General features: G+C 48.0%; 21 protein-coding genes. 14 read left to right on the top strand and 7 right to left on the bottom strand.

The annotated features are described in order from the left end of the window. Nucleotides 1-98 precede the first annotated feature (98 nt). From KB236_08235 to KB236_08225, 3 genes are all read left to right on the top strand, one after another. The gene (locus KB236_08235; protein UIF28531.1) at nt 99-593 is read left to right on the top strand and encodes a GNAT family N-acetyltransferase; all 495 of its coding nucleotides are present in this window, start codon (nt 99-101) and stop codon (nt 591-593) included. A gap of 209 nt (nt 594-802) precedes the next feature. After that, the gene (locus KB236_08230; protein ID UIF28530.1) at nt 803-1,606 is read left to right on the top strand and encodes an AzlC family ABC transporter permease; all 804 of its coding nucleotides are present in this window, start codon (nt 803-805) and stop codon (nt 1,604-1,606) included. A 17-nt stretch (nt 1,607-1,623) separates the two neighbouring features. Beyond that, entirely contained in the window at nt 1,624-1,971 is a 348-nt protein-coding gene (locus tag KB236_08225; protein UIF28529.1) for an AzlD domain-containing protein, read from the top strand. Nucleotides 1,972-2,287: 316 nt separating this feature from the next. On the opposite strand, the gene KB236_08220 is transcribed toward KB236_08225, so the two are convergent. Next, nucleotides 2,288-3,490 (bottom strand): cyclopropane-fatty-acyl-phospholipid synthase family protein, encoded by a 1,203-nt coding sequence (locus KB236_08220; GenBank protein ID UIF28528.1) that lies wholly within the window; start codon nt 3,488-3,490, stop codon nt 2,288-2,290. Nucleotides 3,491-3,708: 218 nt separating this feature from the next. Between KB236_08220 and KB236_08215 the strand changes: the two genes are divergently transcribed. The 6 genes from KB236_08215 (at nt 3,709) to KB236_08190 (ending at nt 9,155) form a co-directional block, all read left to right on the top strand. Next, nucleotides 3,709-4,605 (top strand): hypothetical protein, encoded by an 897-nt coding sequence (locus KB236_08215; protein ID UIF28527.1) that lies wholly within the window; start codon nt 3,709-3,711, stop codon nt 4,603-4,605. 474 nt (nt 4,606-5,079) lie between these two features. Further along, the gene (locus KB236_08210) at nt 5,080-6,264 is read left to right on the top strand and encodes an ROK family protein (protein ID UIF28526.1); all 1,185 of its coding nucleotides are present in this window, start codon (nt 5,080-5,082) and stop codon (nt 6,262-6,264) included. A gap of 186 nt (nt 6,265-6,450) precedes the next feature. Further along, nucleotides 6,451-7,551, top strand: a complete 1,101-nt coding sequence (locus tag KB236_08205) for an AI-2E family transporter (protein ID UIF28525.1) — start codon at nt 6,451-6,453, stop codon at nt 7,549-7,551. Between the two features lie 159 nt (nt 7,552-7,710). Then, nucleotides 7,711-8,403, top strand: coding sequence for a 2,3-diphosphoglycerate-dependent phosphoglycerate mutase (locus tag KB236_08200; protein UIF28524.1), 693 nt, complete (start codon nt 7,711-7,713; stop codon nt 8,401-8,403). A gap of 244 nt (nt 8,404-8,647) precedes the next feature. Further along, the gene (locus KB236_08195) at nt 8,648-8,899 is read left to right on the top strand and encodes a hypothetical protein (protein UIF28523.1); all 252 of its coding nucleotides are present in this window, start codon (nt 8,648-8,650) and stop codon (nt 8,897-8,899) included. Beyond that, nucleotides 8,856-9,155, top strand: coding sequence for a DUF3781 domain-containing protein (locus KB236_08190; protein ID UIF28522.1), 300 nt, complete (start codon nt 8,856-8,858; stop codon nt 9,153-9,155). The genes KB236_08195 and KB236_08190 overlap by 44 nt, the downstream gene beginning before the upstream one ends. A gap of 244 nt (nt 9,156-9,399) precedes the next feature. Here the strand turns inward: KB236_08190 and KB236_08185 are convergent, their stop codons facing one another. Next, entirely contained in the window at nt 9,400-9,573 is a 174-nt protein-coding gene (locus tag KB236_08185) for a hypothetical protein (protein UIF30374.1), read from the bottom strand. Nucleotides 9,574-9,597: 24 nt separating this feature from the next. Then, nucleotides 9,598-9,882: a hypothetical protein gene (locus KB236_08180; protein UIF28521.1), complete on the bottom strand. Its 285-nt coding sequence runs from the start codon at nt 9,880-9,882 to the stop codon at nt 9,598-9,600. A gap of 482 nt (nt 9,883-10,364) precedes the next feature. Here KB236_08180 and KB236_08175 point away from each other — a divergent pair, with 482 nt between their 5' ends. The 5 genes from KB236_08175 (at nt 10,365) to KB236_08155 (ending at nt 19,654) form a co-directional block, all read left to right on the top strand. Then, entirely contained in the window at nt 10,365-12,806 is a 2,442-nt protein-coding gene (locus KB236_08175; protein ID UIF28520.1) for a MucBP domain-containing protein, read from the top strand. A 509-nt stretch (nt 12,807-13,315) separates the two neighbouring features. Continuing rightward, the gene (locus tag KB236_08170; protein UIF28519.1) at nt 13,316-13,987 is read left to right on the top strand and encodes a WxL domain-containing protein; all 672 of its coding nucleotides are present in this window, start codon (nt 13,316-13,318) and stop codon (nt 13,985-13,987) included. Nucleotides 13,988-14,020: 33 nt separating this feature from the next. Beyond that, a complete protein-coding gene (locus KB236_08165; protein ID UIF28518.1) occupies nt 14,021-14,416 on the top strand; it encodes an LPXTG cell wall anchor domain-containing protein in 396 nt (131 codons plus the stop codon). Between the two features lie 99 nt (nt 14,417-14,515). Beyond that, nucleotides 14,516-15,568, top strand: a complete 1,053-nt coding sequence (locus tag KB236_08160) for a DUF916 and DUF3324 domain-containing protein (protein ID UIF28517.1) — start codon at nt 14,516-14,518, stop codon at nt 15,566-15,568. Nucleotides 15,569-15,604: 36 nt separating this feature from the next. Beyond that, nucleotides 15,605-19,654 (top strand): hypothetical protein, encoded by a 4,050-nt coding sequence (locus tag KB236_08155; protein ID UIF28516.1) that lies wholly within the window; start codon nt 15,605-15,607, stop codon nt 19,652-19,654. Nucleotides 19,655-19,717: 63 nt separating this feature from the next. Here the strand turns inward: KB236_08155 and KB236_08150 are convergent, their stop codons facing one another. The 4 genes from KB236_08150 to KB236_08135 form a co-directional block, all read right to left on the bottom strand. Continuing rightward, nucleotides 19,718-20,611, bottom strand: a complete 894-nt coding sequence (locus KB236_08150; GenBank protein ID UIF30327.1) for an IS3 family transposase — start codon at nt 20,609-20,611, stop codon at nt 19,718-19,720. Further along, nucleotides 20,584-21,066 (bottom strand): helix-turn-helix domain-containing protein, encoded by a 483-nt coding sequence (locus tag KB236_08145; GenBank protein UIF28515.1) that lies wholly within the window; start codon nt 21,064-21,066, stop codon nt 20,584-20,586. The genes KB236_08150 and KB236_08145 overlap by 28 nt, the downstream gene beginning before the upstream one ends. Before the next feature lie 148 nt (nt 21,067-21,214). Further along, nucleotides 21,215-21,784, bottom strand: a complete 570-nt coding sequence (locus KB236_08140) for a hypothetical protein (protein ID UIF28514.1) — start codon at nt 21,782-21,784, stop codon at nt 21,215-21,217. 113 nt (nt 21,785-21,897) lie between these two features. Beyond that, nucleotides 21,898-22,416 (bottom strand): MarR family transcriptional regulator, encoded by a 519-nt coding sequence (locus KB236_08135; GenBank protein UIF28513.1) that lies wholly within the window; start codon nt 22,414-22,416, stop codon nt 21,898-21,900. Nucleotides 22,417-22,483 lie beyond the last annotated feature (67 nt).

Genomic DNA, 22,483 nt, shown 5'->3' with positions numbered 1-22,483 from the left:
TTAAATTCACGCTTTGTCTATTCCTGTGCCGTGAAGCCTCTGGTTTCACGGCACTTTTCGCGTATAATAAGGGCAGACGAGAGAAAAGAGGAGACGCGATGTCCGTAAAATTTCGAATGGCCGGGGTCAATGATCAGGCGGCCATCATTGCCATTTATAACCAAGCGGTGGCTACCAAGGGGAGTACTGCCGATTTAACGCCCGTAACGGTTGCGCAACGTCAACCGTGGTTCGCAGCTTTCACGCCGGATCATTTTCCACTGTGGGTGATTGAGAGCGACGGTGAGGCGGCGGGCTTCGTGGGGTTAGAACCCTACAGTGACCGTGCGGGATACCGTCAGACAGCCGAGGTGGCGCTTTATTTGGACGCTCATCATCAGGGTCAGCACCTGGGAACCCGGGCGGTCGACTTTATCGCCCAACAGGCGCCACAATTAGGGGTGACCACCGTGATCTCACGGATCTTCGGCCACAATCGGGCGAGTCGCCACTTGTTCGAAAAGGCGGGTTACGCACACTGGGGCCATTTACCAGCGATTGCGGATATGCACGGCTTTGCGGCGGATCTCGAGGTGTATGGCCACCATTTCTAATGGAATGATAAGTGATGAAAACTTGCCCAGTATTTTCACAAACGACGCATCAAACCGGGTGCCATACGGGCTAATCCTTGATAAATATTGTATATGTTATATGAAAATGACGTGAAACATGTTAAAATATCATCGTGTGGTTTTATGCATAACGGGGGAACCCGTTAGGTTGCTTCATATCTCAGAGTATTCGACGGAGGCAAACATTCTTGAATAAACGACGGCCAAACCCCAAGCAAGTGCCGGACCCCAATGAACCCTTATGGCGGTCGACACTGCGGGTAGCCATGCCCCTTAATTTAAGTTACATACCAATTGGGCTGGCTTGTGGGATTTTGCTACACGCGGCAGGGTTCAATACCTTACTGACTGGATTGGTTTCTTTGTTGATCTTTTCCGGTGGGGCACAATTTTTAATTGCCACGATGTTGACTATTAATTCCCGATTACTATCAATTGTTTTGATGCTGTTTTTCCTGGAATTACGGTATGCATTACTGAGTTCGAGTTTATCGCCATACTTAAAGGGCTCATCTAACCGCTTCTTGTTCATGTTCGCGGTTTCGTTAAACGATGAAAATTACGCCATTAACTACTTGAAATTTGCCACTGATAAAAAGTGGACGGGCAGAGAAGCTCTGATGGTGGAGCATTATTCTTTGCTATTCTGGGCGGCTAGTAACGTTGTTGGGAGTCTGATTGGCAGTGCCTTGAAGATTGACCTCAGTATCGTGAACTTTGCGCTGACGGCGTTGTTCTTGTACATGATTGTCATGCAGATCAAGAACCGCCTGACGATCGTCATTTGCCTGATTTCAGGAGTGCTCGCGGCAGTCTGCATGATGTTGACCAAGAGCACGTTAGGGTTGGTTATTTCGACAATTATTGCTTCATTGATTGGTTTCGGCTTGGAAGCCACGCTCCGCAAGAAATTACCCGACAGTCATTGGCTGTGGCGTTTGCGTAGTCCGGGGTCCAAGAAGGAAGCCGTGGAGCATTCGGATGCTAATTAGGACACAGGGAGAGCTATATGAACGCAGTTAATACGTGGAACAGTACGCAACATTTTTGGCTAATTATCTTAGGCTTTATTGTGGCCTTTATCCCGCGTTTCTTCCCGCTGATGTTGTTCACCAAGCGGGCGATTCCGGAATGGTTTAACGAATGGATGAAGTTCGTGCCGGTATCACTGTTTACGGCGCTAGTGGTGAAGGATATCTTCATTGATAGTGCGAGCTATGCATTGTTGTTGGACAAGTATTCGGAAATGCTGGCAGCGGTCGTGGTCATTATTGTGGCGTATCGTACCCGTTCGATGGCCATCTCGGTGATCGTGGGCCTGATTGGCGTCTTCATCTTATCGATGTTCATGGCGTGACAAAATTTACAAATGAGTGGGACCTTGCCGGTTAGCAAGGTCCTTTTTTAGGAGCACTGTTTTTGGTGTTAGTTTTGCCCGATTCACCAACATTTCGCTGGTAGACCAACTATATCATGGTCGCTACTCCGGGAAAAGCGGAGATGAAAATCACCGACAAAGGTTTACGCGATAGTCTGGTTTAAATCCATTCGTACCGGCATTTGTAGCGCCAATATTAATCGAAAAATAATCAAAAAAGCCACCACACTGGGTGATCAATCCTAGTGTGGTGGCTTTTTAAATCAGATGATCCGCGGTCACCTGAAGATTTGAATTAGTCCGTTACTTCAACGTGTTCATGGGAACCATCATACATGTAGTCCCGTGTCATTGGTAACATCCGGGCTGAAGGGCCCTTCGAAATCAAATACTGAATCACGTCAATATTACCAGATTTGAACGATGCCGCGCAAGCTTGGAGATAAAGATCCCACATCCGCACGAATTTATCGTCAAACATCTGGGCAACTTCGTCACGGTGTTCGTTGAAGTTCTTGTCCCAGATTTCGACCGTCTTTTGGTAGTGCCGCCGGAGAGGTTCCATATCATCAATTTGCAGACCGCTCTCGATGATGTGGGTGGTGTTTTCAATCAACCCAGGGACGTAACCACCGGGGAAGATCCACTTGTTCAACCAGCCGTTGTTGGCGCCGCCTTGTTGCCGAGTGATCCCGTGGATTAAGGCCACCCCGTCATTGGTCAGGTATTTCTGGACGCAGTCGAAGTATTGGCCCAAGTTTTCTTGGCCCACGTGCTCGAACATCCCCACAGACGTGATGTAATCCCAGGTTTCGTTACCTAGCTCACGGTAGTCTTCCAAACGAACTTCGGCAACATCGGCTAAGCCTTCGTCTTGAATCCGTTGGTTAACGTAGTCGTATTGTTCCTGACTCAGGGTAATTCCCGTTACGTGCAGGCCGTATTCCTTGGCTGCCGTTAACATTAGGGTACCCCAGCCACATCCGATGTCGAGTAAGGTGTTACCCGGCTTCGGGTTGAGCTTCTTGATGATGTGATGAACCTTGTTGACTTGTGCCGTGTACAGATCGTCCTCAGGGGTTTCGAAGTAGGCACAGGAGTAAGTCATGGTGTCATCCAACCAGAGTTGATAGAAGTTATTCCCAATATCGTAGTGGTTTTGGACGTCTTCCTTACTTTCTTTTTCAGTATGTTTTTGTTTAGGCAGGAAGTGGATGAACTTGGAGTTGTGGAAGAAGCTATCGGCGTTCTCGTAAGCCGCCGTCAGCAGGTCTTCGATACTCCCATCAATCTCAATCTTACCGTCCATGATGGCTTCTCCCAGCGCGATGGACGCGTTGCGGGAGATTTCCTTAACCGGGATGGCCTCGTGAATGGTGATGGTGACGTCAGGAGTGCCGGTCCCGTATACATCGCTGGTACCGTCCCAATAGTTGACGCGGACGGGGATGTTAAAGGTGTGGCTCAGAAACGTTTTGTAGAAAGTTTTTTCAAGCATGTCATGGGTCCTTTCCGGTTTCTTCATATAGTAATAAACACGTGAAGAAACAAAATTACCATGCCATTATACGCCTATCGTCCCCCAAAACGTAAGGGGGAGCTCTTAATGAAAACGCTTAACATTTTCTTTGGCTGACTTGGTCCTGTAAAATCCACCGTTTCGCCGAACAGGCATGGTATAATATAACCATAATTAACCAGCGGAGGTCTTTCACTTTGAAAAAATGGGTATGGGTCGTGGCAACAATCGTTGTGGCACTGCTGATTGGTGGTTACGCGTATTCAAATCATCACGCGACAGCCAAAGAGTACCAAGCGGCAATGGCCAACGGGCGTACTGCCATTAAAAGTAAACATTACACACAAGCCGAGAGCTATTTCCAAAATGCGCTTAAGCGGCGGCTAAACGATAAGACGGCGCAGCGTTACTTAACCCAAACGCAGCGTTACGTGGACGGTGAAGACGCCTTAGAGGCTCGTCATTTCAGCGCGGCAGAGACGCACTATGCGGCCGTTAAGAAGACGAAGAATGGTTCGGCAGTGCTTGTGACGCGGGCTAAGGACCGCTACAAGCAGGTCAAGGGTATTAAGGCCAACGTTAAACAGTTCAAGCAGATCTTGAGTAAGGCGCAGGGTGAAAATAAGGCGTTGAACTATGGGCAGTCGAACACGACGTTGGATGAACTCTTTAATAACGCGAAGTTCCGTCAGAGCTACTACAAGGACCTCTACGATCAAGCGTTAGCCTTACGGAAGGCCAACAACGCCGGCCAGACTAGCGAGACCAGTTCGGCGGCATCGGCGGCCTCATCGTCAACGGCCGCAAGTAGTTCGGCCACAACCACCAGCAGTTCCAGTGCGTCACTGACGTCTTCTGAGAAGCAGGCGGCGAAGAATTACTCTGGGAGCAATGAATACACGGTGACCCAGAGTCAAAAGGAACTGGATGGCAAGACCATCACGGCTCAACAGATTGCGAGTGCCCGGAAGACCATTGATTCCGCGGGCGGTAACGCCAGCGCCATGAGTGATCAGGACGTGCGGGTAGCGATGCAACAGGCCGACAAGAAGAACCTGTCATTGTCGAAGTACACGAGTCAATATTTGAAATAAATCATGGAGTGAGAGGAACGCGACTACGGTGGCGCTCCTTTTTTATTTAGATCTGTGACGTCATACTACTTCAGCCCCAACACTAATTTGGAAAGAAAACTTACCATTTTGAACTTATGAGTCTTATAATTTGACAAGATGGTAAGTTTAGCAAACAAATAGTTTAGCAGGGTGTATAATATGCTTAATCAGACAACAAGTGCTTTAAATGCCGAATTGTCAGGGTTCATCACTGGTTTTGCGTTTCAAAACACTGTGTTCCCTCAAAAAGTTCACAAGTCGTTTTTCACGCTAAATTGGTAAGCGTGATTTACTATATATTTAGAATCAGGAAATTCTACTAAGGGGGGTAGAGTAACGTGCCTGATAACTGGCTAGGTGAGCACCAATCTTGGGGGATGGGGCGAGACCTAAAAACTGATTTGATTCCCGAATCACCACGAGGCCAGGTAGACGGGCGCGTTACAGAAAATTATGATTATCAACAAACACATCATGCGTACGACGAATGAGAAGCAAGTTCTTCAGCAGATTGTTAACGCAGGTCCAATTTCGCGTAGTCAAATTTCCCGAAATCTTAGTTTAAATAAAGTGACGGTTTCTGATATCTATAGCCAGTTACTGCACGAAGGCTTGATCCGTGAGGTTGGTCACGGTGTCAGCACGCGTAACGGTGGCCGGAAGCCAGTCATGGCATTGCTAAACGTGGGGTATGGCTATGTCATCAGCATCAACATCTTACGGCAACGGTTCTCGATGATTACCAGTCGCTTGGACGGTCGGTCCGAGAACTACGCCAGCGTTTCGACGCGAGACGTTGATTTAACCACGGTGCTCGACATGATTGACGAGAAGATTGCGGCGACCGTGGCCGAAAATGACAGCCGCCTATTGGGTATTTCGTTTGGCTTAGACGGCATCATCTATGAAAACCAAATCTTAGGGGCCTCATTGAAGGGCTTCAAGAACTTTGATTTGGCGAAGTACTTCAGTGACAAGTTCCAAGTACCAGTTATTCTGGAAAACTTGGCCAACGAATCCGCGATTTACGAGCGGGACTTCGCTGGCGAAGGCATCTATAGGAACTTGATTTCGGTGACGATTCGCGATCAAGTCTCGGCCGGAATTGTGACGGAAGGCCACTTGTACCGCGGCCACAACGGTGAGGCCGGCAATATTGGAACCTGTCCGTTGGCCGACCGTTATCAGGAAAAGGATGTGCGGACGGTGAACCAATACGTCGCTGAAGGCACCGTTCTTCAGCGGATCATGGCTTATCAGAAGCTAGATCACGTAGACGTTAACCGGATTCGGCGGGACTACTTGGGTCACCGGCCAGAATTGTTGGCGATCCTCGATGAGTTCTCCTTCTATCTCGCAAAGGTTCTCGGTAATTTGTCGAATACCTTTGCACCGGACGCCATCATCGTCAATGCCCCGATCCTGGAGCTGCTACCAGAGATGATGGACTGTGTCAGAAAGTACGTGGATGATTTGGCGATTGTCCGCAAGGCACCGTTGCTGTTAACCAAGAACGCCAAGGAAGCGTCCTTGAAGGGTGGGGCTTCGGCCATCATCCACAAGGCGTTGGGCTTGGATGACCTGCAACTGACTTTTAGCAATCAGCGGTCGGCAGTCTTAGAGGGCGTCGAATCATAAAGAGAAATTGTTTAGGAGCCGCGATGAGTGGAGGCTGGCAAGCCACCGTTCGTCGCGGTTTTTTTGCTGGGAAGAGACGGTTCTATCAGCCAGTGAGCGAACCGGTGATGACCCGTGAAGAATCCAGTAGAGAATCTCGCGCAATGCGGTATAATAAAATTTGAGAAGAGAATGGGGGATTTACAATTGAGTTTATGGGAACGGTTTATTGCTAACGTTCGACTACGCCGTTTCGTGGTATTGGTCGTCCTAATCTTCATCCTCTGGCTGATTCGGGCCGAGATGAATATGATTTTACTCACGTTTATTTTTACATTCTTAATCCTACAATTGGTTAAGGCCGTGCGTAAGGTGGTCAAACTACCACCGGCGTTGATCGTGTCGGTGGCGTATATTGTCCTGATTGGTGGCATGTATTGGGCGATCACCACGTACCTGCCGACGCTGATCACGTCTACGGTGAAGGGTGTCCAGACACTGATTAAGTTCTACCAGAGTCCGCAGTCGGATAATAATGAAATTGTTCGGTGGATTTCGGATTATATCAAGGGGTCGGACATCGTTAACCAGCTTCAGAACGGGGCGAAGGTTGTCTTTACCTACGTCTCAACGGTGGGGACGTTCGGGGTCACGCTGTTTATGTCGCTGATTCTGAGTTACTTCTTTACGATTGAGAATAAGCAGATGTCCGCTTTTTCGAAGCATTTCTTGACCAGCACGTACGGGTGGATTTTCCAAGATATTAACTTTTTCGCGACTAAATTCGTCAATACGTTCGGGGTAGTTCTGGAAGCGCAATTCTTCATTGCCCTGTGTAATACGGTGATTACGACCGTGGTGCTGGCCATCATGCGGATGCCCCAGCTGCCGACGCTGGCGATTATGATCTTTATTCTAAGCCTAATTCCGGTGGCCGGGGTCATCGTGTCGGTGATTCCACTGGCCTTCCTGGGGTATTCCGTCGGGGGTGTGCGCTACATCGTCTACATTCTGGTGATGATTGTGGTGGTTCATGCGCTGGAAGCCTACGTCTTGAATCCGAAGTTCATGTCGAGCCGAACGGAACTGCCAATCTTCTATACGTTCGTGGTCCTGCTGGCGGGCGAACAGCTCTTTGGTGTCTGGGGCCTGATCGTTGGGGTGCCAATCTTCACGTTCTTCCTGGATATTTTGGGCGTGCGGCCGGTTCACGGGCTCCATCCGCGGCCACAGGTTGACGTGCAGAAGATTCGCGAATACCGGCACCATCATGGTAAGGATAATGATTCTGACGACCCTAAAGAATAAGGGGGGAAATGGCCGATTGCTGGGGACAGCGGTTAGCCATTTTTTATAAAACGCGGTAAGTAAGCGGTGTCACGAAAAGAAGCGCACAATAAAGCTGAAATTAACCGCTAGATGGTGTAAAATAACTAGGTATTCTACCAAAGAAAGAGGTTATAAGTGATGGCAAAATTAGTATTGATTCGCCACGGCCAAAGTGAATGGAACTTAGCTAACAAGTTCACTGGTTGGGTTGACGTTGACTTAAGCGAAAAGGGTGTCGAAGAAGCTAAGTCAGCTGGTCAAAAGATCAAGGAATCTGGCATGAAGTTCGACTACGCTTACACGTCAGTTCTGAAGCGGGCAATCAAGACGTTACACTACGTCTTGGAAGAATCCGATCAACTTTGGATCCCAGAAACCAAGACTTGGCGTTTGAACGAACGTCACTACGGTGCTTTACAAGGTTTGAACAAGAAGGAAACCGCTGAAAAGTACGGCGATGACCAAGTCCACATCTGGCGTCGTTCTTACGATGTTTTGCCTCCACTCTTGGATGCAGACGCTGAAGGTTCAGCTGTGAAGGACCCTCGTTACGCTAACTTGGACCCGAACATCGTGCCTGGTGGTGAAAACTTGAAGGTTACCCTGGAACGCGTTATGCCATTCTGGGAAGACCAAATCGCACCAAAGCTGCTTGACGGCAAGAACGTGATCATCGCCGCCCACGGTAACTCACTGCGTGCCCTTTCCAAGTACATCGAACGGATCAGTGATGATGACATCATGAACCTTGAAATGGCAACCGGTGAACCCGTTGTCTACGACTTCGATGACAAGTTAAACATGACTAACAAGACGAAGTTGGGCAAGTAATTCCCAACTGACTCGAAGCCGCCTCATTTGTGGGGGCGGCTTTTTCGTGGGAAAAAATTGAGAGTGTGGCGAAGAGCGGTTAGGCAGTGAGCATTAACGGCAGTGGGCGGGATTAGCCAGAATGGCTGATTCGACCACTGGGGTTAAGCACAGCTGGCTGCTCGTTAGCCGCACGTTTTGTCACTAGCGGTCACTAGAGGGGCCGCTAGCGACTGAAAATTTAGATAAGAGAAAAGAGATTGAATTGGCAGACAAAGAAGTATCACAGATTGAAATGATGAAGATTATCGCGCTGTTTCGTAAGGAAGGCTTCAAGGGAGAATACGAATCCTTCCAACGCGTCAGCGGCACTGATCGGGAATTTTTCGTGGTCATGAGCAATGAACAAGGTATCAAGGCGTTGTTCCGGGCAAGTCTGATGTTGAATTCCGTGGCCTTCCAGTATGTGTTGGATGACAAGCATACATTTGTGCAGGAAGACGCGGACGCAAGCTAGGCGGGAACTCTTAGACCAGATTAAGGCGCAGGTCTGCTATACCGAGTTGGTGTATGGGCGAGTGAAGAAAAAGCTGGCGGTTAATCTGACAAAGGCAGAGGTAGGATCGCTGGTCATTGCGGTATTGGGTGATGGCGCTACTGACGTTGAGAAGTTGGGGAAGAATTACTATGTGACTAACTCAACGCGACGCGCGCAGTTAGTGATTAATTCGTTTAACTACCGGTTGATTACCGCTAATCGGGTAACTGAATAGAAGTAAAAAATGCTAGCCCCAATCCAAGGGACTAGCATTTTTTAGAGCACCTATGGTCGTTTAAAAAGATTCAGCAGCGCTTGCTGAACAGCTACTAATTCTTCTGTGGTTAGCTGTGCGATTGGCGTACTGATAGGAATGGTCTCGTTAATTGGGTTGCAAACATCCGGGATGGAAGACTAGCCAATAAAAATACGGTCAAACTCTGGATTGGCGAGATCGACCGTATCTTCGACTGCATTCATTAATGTTTCGGTACGCCACAGAAACCATCGCAAGCACACTTACGATCGGAAATCATCGGGCAGTGGCAAATACCATCGGCGCTGGCACAACCACAGCCGGGAGCGCAGGTCATTCCGGCGTGGCAAAATGGATTGTCTTCGGTAGTCTTGTTTTTCTTGCTTTCTTCAGCCATAATCATCGTCTCCAATTCATTTTTTTAGCAACTTTCCAGGTTATCGGTACTGATAATTTTAAAGCTTTCATCGAGCTTCCGAGTTAATTGGACTTGCTCTTGTTCGGTTAATGCTGGGCGTTCACTACCAGCCGCGGGGTGTGTCAAGACTTGCTGGTAAAGCGCAGTCTTGGCGTTCATTGGCGTATCGGTTTTCACGGCGGCCGCGACGTCGAGACCAGCAGCGGTGTCGACATATGGCGAGCCGTTATTGACGATAAAACCGGCTGCAAAGTAATTCTGTTGGTTAATCAGAAAGTATTCGGACATGTTTATCCTCCCTTAAATTGAAAGTTCAAGGCTTACTTGAATTATATACTAGCTGAGATTAGAAAAACAACTGGCCGGGAACTTTTTAGACCATATTAATGGTGTGTATAATATTTTTCGGTGCGATTGGCCGTAGTGTCGCTGGTAACTTGGGGCGGAAAGTTACTGGCTAATCGGTTACCAGCTCTCAATTAAGTTCATAGAATATGCTATTAGAAATGCTTATATTATACCAGTGAGGGGAGCGGCCCATTAGCAAACAAATCGGCCAGTAGGACTGGACAAAACCGGGCTGAGAACTAATGCATAGCCACTTTTGCAAATGACATTTTTCGGTAATAAGCGGCGGAAATAATCTTCCAAATAAAAAAATATGAAAATCTAATCCAATCATTGGATTAATATTGTTACAAAATCCGTAATACGTGGTATGATGTGGACGTAGTGAAGTGTAGAAACCGTTTTGGGGAGGTCCATGACGTATGACTGAAGAAAACGTTCGATTCAAGCTGTATAAGTCGAATAAAAAATGGATAATTGCTAGCATTGCAACCGTCTCGTTACTGATGGTTTCTGGAAAGGCCCAGGCCGACCAATTACCACCAAATGATGGGGCACGTGCGGATACAGAGAGTGCCGTTCAAGCTAGTCGTTCAGCGACCCAGACGGTAACTTTACCGTCGACAACCGTTAGGGGCCATGCGGCAGCACCTGCGAATAAGCCAGCTGACGAGACAGTACCAGCCCAAGAAACGCCGACAACAACCTCTACGACTGCGGACGGGTCTAATCCAGCACCGACAGATTCAATACCACAGCAGCCAACCAAACCCGTAAAGCAACTGGCGGATCGGCCAACACCAGCCACGGTGCAGAAGCCAGTCACGCCGGCGCAGGTCCATAAGTATCAGCGCGTCACGCCACCTGTATCGCCAACCAGACAGACGCGTACCGCCCGTGTCCGCACGGCAGTCAGTCCGGTCGTGGCGACTCTTCCGATAGCGCCGACCGACGATCAACTTATTTATGACGATGCGCCAATCGATGAGTGGATGCCCAACAAGCGACTACAGGCAGTGTTGCTTCGGAATCTCCAAGGCAATGGCAACCATTGGAATAATAATCTCGTCGATCCCGGCTATTCGGATAAGACGTGGAATTCGGTTGACGACATTACCAAGAGCGACATGCTATTGCTAAAGAGTTTTTCTATTCAAGTAAAATCTTCGACCTATATTGACGGGAAGACCTCGTATTCTATCGAGGGCCTGCAATATGCGACCAATTTGGAAAGTTTAGACTTACTGAACGTCTTAGACAGCACAGATAATGGTCGAGTACCCGGCTACTGGCACGGCGATATTACCGACTTGTCACCCATCAAGAATTTAACGAAACTGACCTCCCTGCAGTTCTCTAACAATCGAGTCAGTGATATTAGTGCGTTGGCCAACATGAAGAAACTAACCTATATCTCGGCTATTCACAATTCAATTAGAGATTTCTCCATGCTAGACGCCGCACAGTTTGATCAGGGCGGTCTCAACATTGGCGGCCAGGAGATTTGGCGCGCACCGGTTTATTTGAAGCCGGGGCAGGACACGGTGCTGATGTCTAACTTGGGTTTGAAATTACCGCAAAATTACAATGCGGTACTCGGACATTACGGGGAACCAACTGGGTCGACCATTTATTTTGACTACTGGAGTTGGCACACTCTGAATCCCAGTGTGATTAATGTCTATCGCCGGGGCGCTAACGGTACGGCGATTGGTGATACCCAGGTGGAATTTAAAGTGGTTAAATCGCAGGTAACCCCTGGACCAACGACCAGTTCGGCGGCCGGCTCCGGGATTGGTATTCAGCAGTTGCCGTATACGTATTACTTGGTCGCTTGCTATTATGATGGGGACGGGCGCCGTGTGTTGACCTACTACGCGCCTTACATTACCGATGCGCAGGTAGCCGCGCCAGTAACGGTTCATTATACCAATCAGCAAGGCGCCTCGATTGCGCCGGCTACCGTCCTGAGTGACGGGGCGGTTGGTCAGACCTACACCACCACGCCCAAGACTATCGCGGGTTATACGCTAGACCAGAGCAAGCTACCAGCAAATGCTACCGGGACGTTTGGGACGACGGCGATTGCCGTGACTTACGTTTATGATCAAAACGAGAGTGCCCCGGTGACGGTGACCTATGTAGATGAAGCAACCGGTGCGGCGGTGGCTGAACCGCAAGTTTTGACAGGAAAGTACGGTGAGTCATACACCACCCAAGCCAAGACGGTGACGGGCTATACGTTACAGAAAGTTCAGGGACCAGCCACGGGGACCTTCACGGATCAGGCGCAACAAGTGACCTACTTCTACGCGAAGACGAGCGTTGTGGTACCGCCGACAACGAGTGAAACCAGAGTGACGGTGCACTACCAGACGGCGGATGGAACGCCAGTGGCACCGGATGTTGTATTGACAGGAAAGCCAGGTGAAGCCTACGCAACGTCTCCGGTGACAGTGACCGGCTATCAGTTGGTTACGACGCCGGCTAATGCGCAGGGGACCTTTAGCACAGCGGATCAAGTGGTTACCTATCTCTATGAAGAGGTGACCAGCGATGGTGATGGTGATCAGATCACGCCGGATAAGCCGGATCCAGCGCCAATCGAAAAGCCGACTAAGCCAGATTCAAGCGGCCAGCCGGATGGCGTGCAGGTAGGCTCGAGTACCACGCAAGCCCGTCCGCAACCGGGGATGACGGTATTAAATGGTCGGCGGTCCACGGTAGCTAAATCAGAGAAATCACCTAAAATGGAAACGCTGCCACAAACGGATGAATGGACCGTCTCAAGCTGGTGGGGCGCGGCGTTACTTGGGTTGCTGACGATTGGCGGCTGGTTAGGCTGGAAGCGGAAGAAAGAGTAGCGTTGACGCTATTTTAGGCGATCAAAGGGTCATACTTATAGGATAGTGAAGCGACAGAAATAAGGCTAGGCCCGTGATGGCGTCTAGCCTTATTTTGAGTACTATCTGATTTGATAAGTGACTATCCGAAAAGGGGGTATTATTTTTAGCGAAAAGGCTAGCTAATAATTTGACGAGTGAAATTTATCGCTTGTTGATCGTATTCAGGTAGCCCTTAAAACGATTAATTTTATTATAAAAGTCCCCCGCAAGTCCCGACATGCCGCGGTTTGTAGCAGTGCCACACATTGCGCTAATTGGCCGTAAAGGCAACGAGTGAAAAACACCAATTGTGCTATACTAAACATGTAGATTGGTTAATCAATCGTTTGTTCAATAATTTAACATTGATAAAATTCGATGGTGAACAATAGTTATCTAAGTGGTAACTGGTCGTGCGTGAATGACTTATTTTGGAGAAGGGAGCTGGAGGCAACTAGGCGGCCAAAATTGCTTTCAAGTGATGGACAATGAAAATTAAATCAGGATTATTGACTTCTGCAATTGTATTAGGCATGGTTGCTCCGCTGACACTTCCCGTCGTGGCGAATGCGGCAGATGGTTCAACGGATGCAACTTCATCGTCGGCGGTAACTAGTGCAGAAAAATCTGCGAGTGTGGAAGTCACCGGGGGAAATTTAACATTTACTAAAAATGCCGATGATGTGGAAGCACCATCTTTTCAATTCACTGGCGCTAAAGCTTCTACAGCCGCGCAAAACGGGTTGAAATCTGCGACCTTTGCTAACGAAAATGATAAGACGGACAACTATGCCGGGTCCGAACTGGCAGTTGACGACAACACCGGGTCTGGTGCCGGTTGGCATGTTACGGCTAAGTTGGGGAACTTTTCCGATACTGCTAGCCATTCATTGAGTGGTGCTATTTTACATATGAATCCAACTAGTACCGCTAGTGACGATAAGGATGCTGCCGCTACAGCATCTACGACTGACTTGACTGCTGGTGCATCCGCTGCTTCTGTAGTATTCAGTGCTGCCGCTGGTAAGGGTCTAGGCCATTCATCAACTGATTTTGCTGGTGCCACGTTAGACTTACCATCACCGGAATACGCTGGCCATTACGTTGCGGACTTAACTTACACACTGACTTCTGGTCCGGCTGACAATCCCACTGCCTAGTCAATTCGTCAGTTAGTCTTAGGGGGCCCAGCCATGTCGGTGCAAAAATCAGCGAGTGTCACGATCGTTAAGCAGTCGAATAGCCAGTCCCTGCCACAAATTCCGAATCAGGCACTCTTAGTCTCAGGGAATAAGGTCCCCCGATCGCCGGCATTTAACAGCGTTTCAACCGGTTCGCCGGCGAGTGATCGGCGAGCAACGGTCGTGCCGACTCGAGCGGATCAGGCAGCGTCAAAGACGCGGACGGTTCGTACAACCAAGCTGGTGCGGACGCAACCCAATCGACCTGCCGCGGCATGGTCCGTAGGCCGGTTACCCCAGACTGGCGAGGCGACCATTGGGTTTGCCGTGGTCTTGGGCCTGTTAATTTTGGTGGCGCTGGCGATTAAAGCGTTTTACCACACACGCATTGAAAAAAATAATGGCTGATGACCGCGTAAATTGATCTAAAACACACTTCCTTAGTCATTCGACTGGAGAAGTGTGTTTTAAGTTTGTTCCTACATCTATGGAGGAGAGAAATAGTTCATGAAACTGCAGAAGAATTGGTTTAGCTCCCTAGCGTTGGCCCTGCTGACTTTGTTAGTCGGTATTGGCTGGGAAAGCCCCGCAACGGTACGGGCTGCTGGTAGTCAGGCAACCGCTAGCTTTACAGTCGCACCAGAATTGCCGGCGGACAACGCGAAGCAAGCCGACTACTTTCAATTTAAGGTGAAGCCGGCTCAAAAACGGACGCTCATTTTAAAAGTCACCAACAATTCCAGTAAAACCAACACCTTTGACATTACGCCACGGATCGCGTCGACGAATGCCAATGGTATCTTGGATTACGGCATCAATAACACCAACGCTAAGTTACCTGCTCAGATTAGTCAGTTAATTGCGCCAGCGCGGACGCGTTCGGTCAAGGTACTGGGGAAGCATACGGTTAAGGTGCCATATAAATTTACTGCACCGGCTAAGCCGTTCAAGGGCCTGATGTTGGGGGGCTTTACGATTGCCGAGCATAATGCGGGTAAACGCACCGGCTCGAAGAAGGCCACTGGGGTTGTGGCCAAGGTACAATACGTCATTGGCTTGGAATTCTACAACGCCCTGGAAGCTAATCAGTCGGCGCCACAAGTGAAGATTTATCGGGCGGGCTACCAACTTGCCCAAGCGCGGCCCACGGTGACCTTGGGGATGGCCAATCAGACGCCTGGTCTGGTGGCCAAGGGAAAGCTACAGCTGAACCTGTACGATGCCCAGCAAAAGAAGATCATGCACTTTACCAAAGACCAGATGACCTTTGCACCGCAGAGTCGATTTAAGCTCAATCTGGATTTGAAAAATAAGCAGCTAGCAGCGGGTCATTACACGTTAGCTGGGACTTTGACGGCTAAGGGTGGTTACTCTTGGAATATTCACCGGTCGTTCACCGTCACGAATGCTCAGGCGAATAACGTTAAGAAGCATGCGGCCAACTTTGGCCCACGGAAGACTTGGAAAGATTACTTAATGTACATCATCACCGGGTTAGCCGTGTTGGTTTTGCTCTACGAACTGGTCAAGTGGCTCAGAAAACATCTGGGTAATAAGTAGGTTCGCTGGAGATTCTTGGGGAGCGAGGGATGCCTTGTGTCAAATAAATCAACAATGATTCGGCTCGTCGATGGCCTACTGGTCCTGATTCTCTCGTTGGCGTTATTTTTACAGTCGGGAAGCGCCGTGGCTGAGGCGGCCACTAGTCAGAGCGACACGTCCAGCGTGACAGCGGCTGAGTCGATTGATGATTGGATGCCGGATAAGACGTTACAGCAAGTTGTATTGGCAGCTCTGAAAGATTCTGGCTGTTCAATTAATACTGGCTCCAGAAGTAATCTGACCCTATCAGAGGTGGAACCAGCGATGTTGGCAGATATTAGGTATCTCAATACCGGGGCTGGTAGCACGACGCACGTTGACGGGATCACTGATTTGACGGGATTACAGAATGCGACTGGGTTAGCGCAAGTTAATTTTAGTGGGTCAACTATTAAAAAGTCACCGGGGGACTGGTCAATTTTTGATAACGTCAATCAATATAGTGATTTGGGATCTATAGATGCCACTTCTGCAGATGCTGATCTGAAGGGCCTAGCTAAATTGCCCGCAACAGTTCCGTATACGCTAGTAAATGGTGGCAACATGGGGATAATCAATCACGCTAATAATCCTGAACCGGCCGATAAAACTTCGGGTATTCAGATTACGACGTTAAAACCAGGCGTTAATATGACTTATGATAGCGACTTGTCTTCAATGAAAGCGTATATTCCGCTGTCGAATTGGTACAAGGGGATTATGACCACGGATGGAAATTATACGTATGGTAATGTGACGAGTTACCCCACCTTACCTAGTGGTGTGACGCTTGATTTGGCCAATCGTCGGTTTGTCGTTGACCTCAATGTTTGCGGTGGCCATGAGATTAAGATTCCAAGTTTTGCCATAAAAGATAGTGTGACTGATGGTGAAGAAACAGCGGAGTTTTACGATGAAGGTAATACATTGGATGCCGTTATTCCTATGTCAGCGGTGCCAGCCGATACATCGCAAACTGTTCAAATAGACGATCAAACGAGTTCTACGGGAACCATTAATACCGCAACGTTTGGCTTTGGCGACGCGACTAGTGCTGATTTAACCATTAAGTCTGGAGATTTGACCGCCGATGATATTACGTTTTCGCCAGATCTCGCGGAGAATAAAATTAATTTCACATTGACCAACAGTGGTCTTGAAAAGTTGCGTAACGGAAATTTAAAGTCAGATATCACGATTTCTGCGGGGGGTAAAATTGTTGATTTGACGCTAACGTTGGCGGAGTCTGTAACAGCCTGGATGCCGGACGCTAGCTTGCGGAGTGAGATTCAAGCCGATTTAGACGCGGAAGGCCTCGGCAGTTTGACGAAGGCCAATCTGGCTAAGCTAAAAGACGCAGATAATTTAACGGGTGTTAGTAATTTAACTGGGATGCAATTTGCCAGCAATTTGGATAGTCTCAAGATTACGAATAGTAACTTGTACGGTGATGGTGGTGTAGGGAAGACCACGAATAGTCAAGTACTGTCTAAATTGACTAGTTTAGAAAAAGTTGAAATTGATCATTCAAAGCTGGGGGATGCTGCCACCAATGGGACAATTTCTTTAGAGGGTTGGGGATTAAATCGGTCAGCTGGTGAGACCAGTCTAACGAGTATTATTGCTCAGGATGATGGCCTAACTGACCCGGCGACTAGTGTTTATGCGGATGATCCCGCATTATCTGTTCTGGATCTTTCCAACAATTCGCTTACAGGGGAGCTGAGTCAGTTTCCAGTGACGAATTGGCCTAAGTTAACCCAACTCCAATTAACGTCAAATCTATTGATTGGAAAAATTCCGACTGATTGGGCTAAGTTAGCGAATTTATCCATTTTGGCGCTTAGCTCTAATCAGTTAGAAGGAAATCTGGACAAGATCTCCCAGTTATCCAACTTGACTGAGGTTTATCTCGATCAAGACGGTTTTGACGGGGGTCTACCGTCTGCTTGGTTTACCTCTAAGTTGACCCACTTTGAAGCCAATAATAATCAGTTGAGTGGTGCTCTGCCAGGTACGCTTAGTGAGGCAACGAATTTGAACTGGTTAGATGTACAGAGTAATCAGCTGACTGGCGCCCTGCCGGATCTGACGAAGGATACGCAGCTAACCACGCTATCGTATGGTGTGAATCATATTACCAGTGGAAGTGCGCTTCCCAATGCTAATGGTGGCTACCAGACTTGGTCGATTGACCATCCGGATTGGCAAACATCAAGTGATGGTAAAACCATGACGCTAGACTTAAGCAAGTATTATGGCGGTGAACAGGGACAAACTGGTTATCAGTATCTTGGTTACAGTATGCCCAGTGGTGAGACCGGCGTTACGCTGAATAAGAGCGATTCGGCCCATCCGTTGTTGACGATTGATACGACGAATACAACAGTAACGAATGGAACGCTTAGTGTTAATGTAGTTGACCAAGCTGGGAAACAAGCGGTGTTTAATTCTAGTTCTGACAATGACATGAATTATTTAGCAACGATCGCCATCCCGGTGACCCTGTCCCTGCCAAAATCCTATGAAATCGAGACCAATAGTGACAACATTTATTTTGGTAAACACACAGTCGGATCGGGGATGGTCAGCACCGCCCAAGCCTTTAGCTTGGCCGTTCATTCGATGAATGCGGCTGGGGATTCTTACCAGTTGACCGCTCAAACGGATGGCCTGACCTCCTCGGCTGGATATGCGTTGCCGTTGTATTACGATACCGGTCAGCACAGTGTGTTATTAACCGGCACGGCGCAGAACATTTATGATTATCAGCCGACGTCTAGCGATGACACCACGGTTGTCGGGGATAGTAGTGATCCAACTAAGGGGAATTTGAAAACAGATATTCCTGAAACTGCTCATACCGGTAAATATACCGGCAATATTACCTACACCTTAGCCAGCGCGCCGGCCGACGATCCGTCTACAACGAGTCAGGCTAGTGATGTCAGTCAAATTACCGCTACCACGCTAAGTCAGATGGCCCCAACCATTGCTGCAACAGCGTTACCGGTTGAGGAAGAGGCCGTGCGGACCAAGCTACAGACCAACATGACCAACTTTATCGGAAATAAGTTGGCGGATAGTTCTGGCGTGCTCTATTCTAGTTATCAAGCGGCGCAGGGGGCCGGCAACAATGCCTATGAGGAACTCTCGGAGACCAATGGTTTGTGGTTGCTGGCTTTGGCTGAATCAGGTGACGAGACCAACTTCAACGCTAGCTTTAACGCCACGGTTAAGCGCTTCTACGATGCCGATACCCAAACCTTTAACTGGCGTGTTACGGGGGCCGATCATGATTCGTCAGCCACAAGCAATGCCTCGATCGATGACTTGCGGATTATTCAGGCCCTGTTGGTCATGAATGCTAAACATCCTGACAACGACCGAACGCTGTGGATTAATAAATTGATTGATGGCTTCACGAAACACGACCTGAATGCTTACTACCAAATGATTGATAGTTATAGCAAGTCAGGGGGCCAAGAAAAGCGGATTCGTTTGGACTACTTGGACTTATCCACGTTAAAGGCTATTTATGAGAAAGGGTTGGGAAGCGCCGGAAATACGGCCTACAACCAACAACTTCAGCTGATTAAGGATGGTTATATCAGTGATAAATTACCGCTGTTCGATACCTATTATGACTATAGCACGGGGAGCTATCAGGTTGGTGATGATGGCGATGACAAGGATAGTCAGGTCAACATTACCGATGGCTTACTGACGATGTTGAATTTAGCCAAAGTTGGCGAGTTACCGCAAACTTCGTTGAATTGGCTCAAAGCCCATACGGCCGATAAGACAATCTATAACAATTACAAGTTGGATGGTAGTCCAGTTGATGAGTCCACGGCGGCGTCTACCTATGGTTACGTTGCACAAATTGCTGCGGCCGTCGGTGACACAACACTGTACGATCAAGCGATTACGGTACTGGAGTCGATGACGCCGACTGATGAAAGCAATGCCTTGTACGGGTCAAACTATGCAGGTAGTGAGTCGTATGCCTTCAATGATTTAAATATGCTACTGGCTTATAACGCCGTGTTCGCTGGCGAATAATTAAGTTTAAAAAGCCGCTAATCTCAATTAGTTGAAGTGAACCCCATAAATTGGAGTGAATTTCTAAGCTACTAATTGGCTGGCATGTTCCCGGTATTTTACCGGGGACATGCCGGCCAATTTTGTTTTTATCCGGTGGTAATTGTAATAATCTACGTATTCGGTTATTGCTGCCGCAAGCTCTTGATAACTGCTATAACTGTGATTATGAACAGTCTCTACCTTAAGAATGTGGAAAATACTCTCTGCTACGGCGTTATCAAGGCATGTGGCCTTGCGGCTCATGCTTTGAAAGACTCGAGCTTCTTTGAGAATATTGATATATCGACAGTTCTGGTACTGGAATCCTTGATCCGAGTGAATAGTCATTCGATAAGGCACTTTGGGTCTTCTTACTGTAAGGCGTTCTAAGGGATCAGTGACGAATTTAACTGTTGGATGCTGACTAATTGCCCACTCAAGAATTTCTCCGTTATAAAGATCAATGTAGGCAGTGAAGTATGCACGTTCATTGACGGTCTGATGACCCCAACGCACTTCGGTGACATCAGTCACGATTTTTTGAAAAGGGCGATTGGTCTTAAAGTTGCGATTTAGACGGTTTCTAGCGATTTTACCGACAGTACCTTTATACGAGTTGTACTTCTTTGTTTGCCGTTTAAAGGCAGTGCACAATAAATTATTTTCGCGCATGATTCTCAAAACCGCCTTATGATTGACCAGTATGCCTTTATTCCTAAGTGCTAAGGTTACAGTGCGATAACCATAGTCTGGATTGTTTTGTCGAATCTTTTTGACCTCTTCAACTAACGTTGAAGAGGTGTTTTGATACTTACGATGACAAGCATCATGATAGCTACTGCTCGACATCTTGGCCGCTTTCAATACCACAACTAATTTGACGTTGAATTTACACCTTAGCTCAGTGATTAGCTGGGCTTTTTCTTGGTTTGAGATTTTTTCTGTGCTAAGGCTTCGAGTTTTTCCAAGTAGGCTACCCGAATGCGTAAAATTTCATTCTCTTCTTGAAGTTGTTTGAGTGTTTTAGAATCCTTTGATTTGCCTGTCACTTTTAAAGACCGTCCTTTGAATGGCTTCAAACGTCCCTCAATCAGCTTTCGCTCCCAATCCCATATTGTAACTGGGTTCTTTAGGCGGAAGTGGCTTGCTGTAGCTGGATATGAGGCATGATGAGTCTGTCGCCATTTGATGACTTTAATTTTAAAGGAATAGTCGTAAAAAGTCTTCTCTGAATGGTTCTCCAAGCCCGGAATACCAAACAATTTAAAATTGGCTAACCATTGATAAATGGTCGCGGAGCCTTTGATCCCATACTCTTGCATTAATTTTTGTGGCGATTTTCCTTGAAGATATTTAGTTAAGACTTGTTGTTTTATTTTAGCTGAAAACATAGTAAAACCCCTCGAGTTGGATTTACTCCAATTCGAGGGGTTCACTTCAAGTTTTGAGGTTAGTAGCTTTTTTTGACGACAAAGATTTTGGACCAGAAATGATTTTTCTAGTCATTACTCGGCAGGATAATAGATTGTTCACCTACGCCTACCCCCGCGAAATCCCCATAAACAAAATATCCTGATACACAATCACTTTAAAAATGACCGGTGTTTGGTCATCCAGATAGGGCGTGGTCAGCTTGATGAGTTCGCTAATGGTTGCGAAGAAACGGGTATTTTCCGTCGTTTTGCTGATTCGCCCCGTTCCGTCTTGGCCGATGAATTGTAGTTGATGATCGTGAATGACGCCGGCAAAGTACCGGTTTCGATGCTTACGTAGACGTTTACGGAACTTAGGGCTTAACGTGTCTGGAACGGGAAGCGCCCGGAAGACGCGGCCAATCTGATCGAGACCGTAATCCTGAGTCTGCGTGCCGTGGCGGGTGTAGAGAATGGGCTTAGCCGTGAATGATACAATTTTGCCGAATTTTTCCTCTTGACCGCCTTTTCGTGGATGAACAAAGTGTTGGAGCCAAACATGATCGGTAATGCGACGCCCCGACCCGTCCTCGACGTTGGCAATGGCGGTGGCCAACTGACCACTGGGGGTCTTGCCGTAGTGGGAAATGGTCCCGGTAAAATGTTGTGTTTCGTTAGGTAATGCAAAGGGCCGCATGAAAAATCCACTCCTTATAGGGACTCAAATCCCCAAGGCTGGTTCAAGGACCGGCCTTGGGGATTAAATGTCATTTGGTGTTTAAAACTAAAATAACCGAACTGCTGTAGACCTTACAGGAACCAGTCTCGCAAATGGTCCGACACCGACCGCTGGAAATTCTCAAACCAGTTCGGATTCTCCGTGTGGATCTCATCGTACAGGCTGTTGTTGATCTTGGTTAAAATTACAATCAACTGGTCCAATTCAGTATCCGTCAAGTCGTCCAGATAGGCGGGGATTTTGGCGGATTCCTTGCTGGCCGTCTGGCGACCGTGATCGGTCAGGCGAATGATGGTCTTACGTCGGTCGACCGTAGATTTTTCCTTAGAGACTAGGTTTTTCTTGACCAGTTTATTCACGAACTCCGCCGTGGACTGGGCCGTCATATCCAATCGATTGGCCAGTTCTTTTTGTGAAAGACCATCCGTTTGGGACAGTGCCAGTAGAATCTTCCCTTGCCCCTGAAAGGGGGACTGTTGGTCGCCTTTATTGGCGTGGCGACGGTGCGCGAGGTCATCAGCCATGTGTTGAACCATGCCGTACTCGATGAGCTTGCCGGCCGCGTTTCTTTTTTTTGATAAATTAGGCATGTCATCGCCCTCCCTACAGCCATTATACCCGACCCAGATGGCAAGTGGCATCTGATTTCGAGGGAAA

The sequence above is a fragment of the Levilactobacillus brevis genome (assembly GCA_021383565.1).
GTDB classification, from domain to species: Bacteria; Bacillota; Bacilli; order Lactobacillales; family Lactobacillaceae; genus Levilactobacillus; species Levilactobacillus brevis_B.
This window is presented reverse-complemented; position numbering and strand designations above follow the sequence as displayed.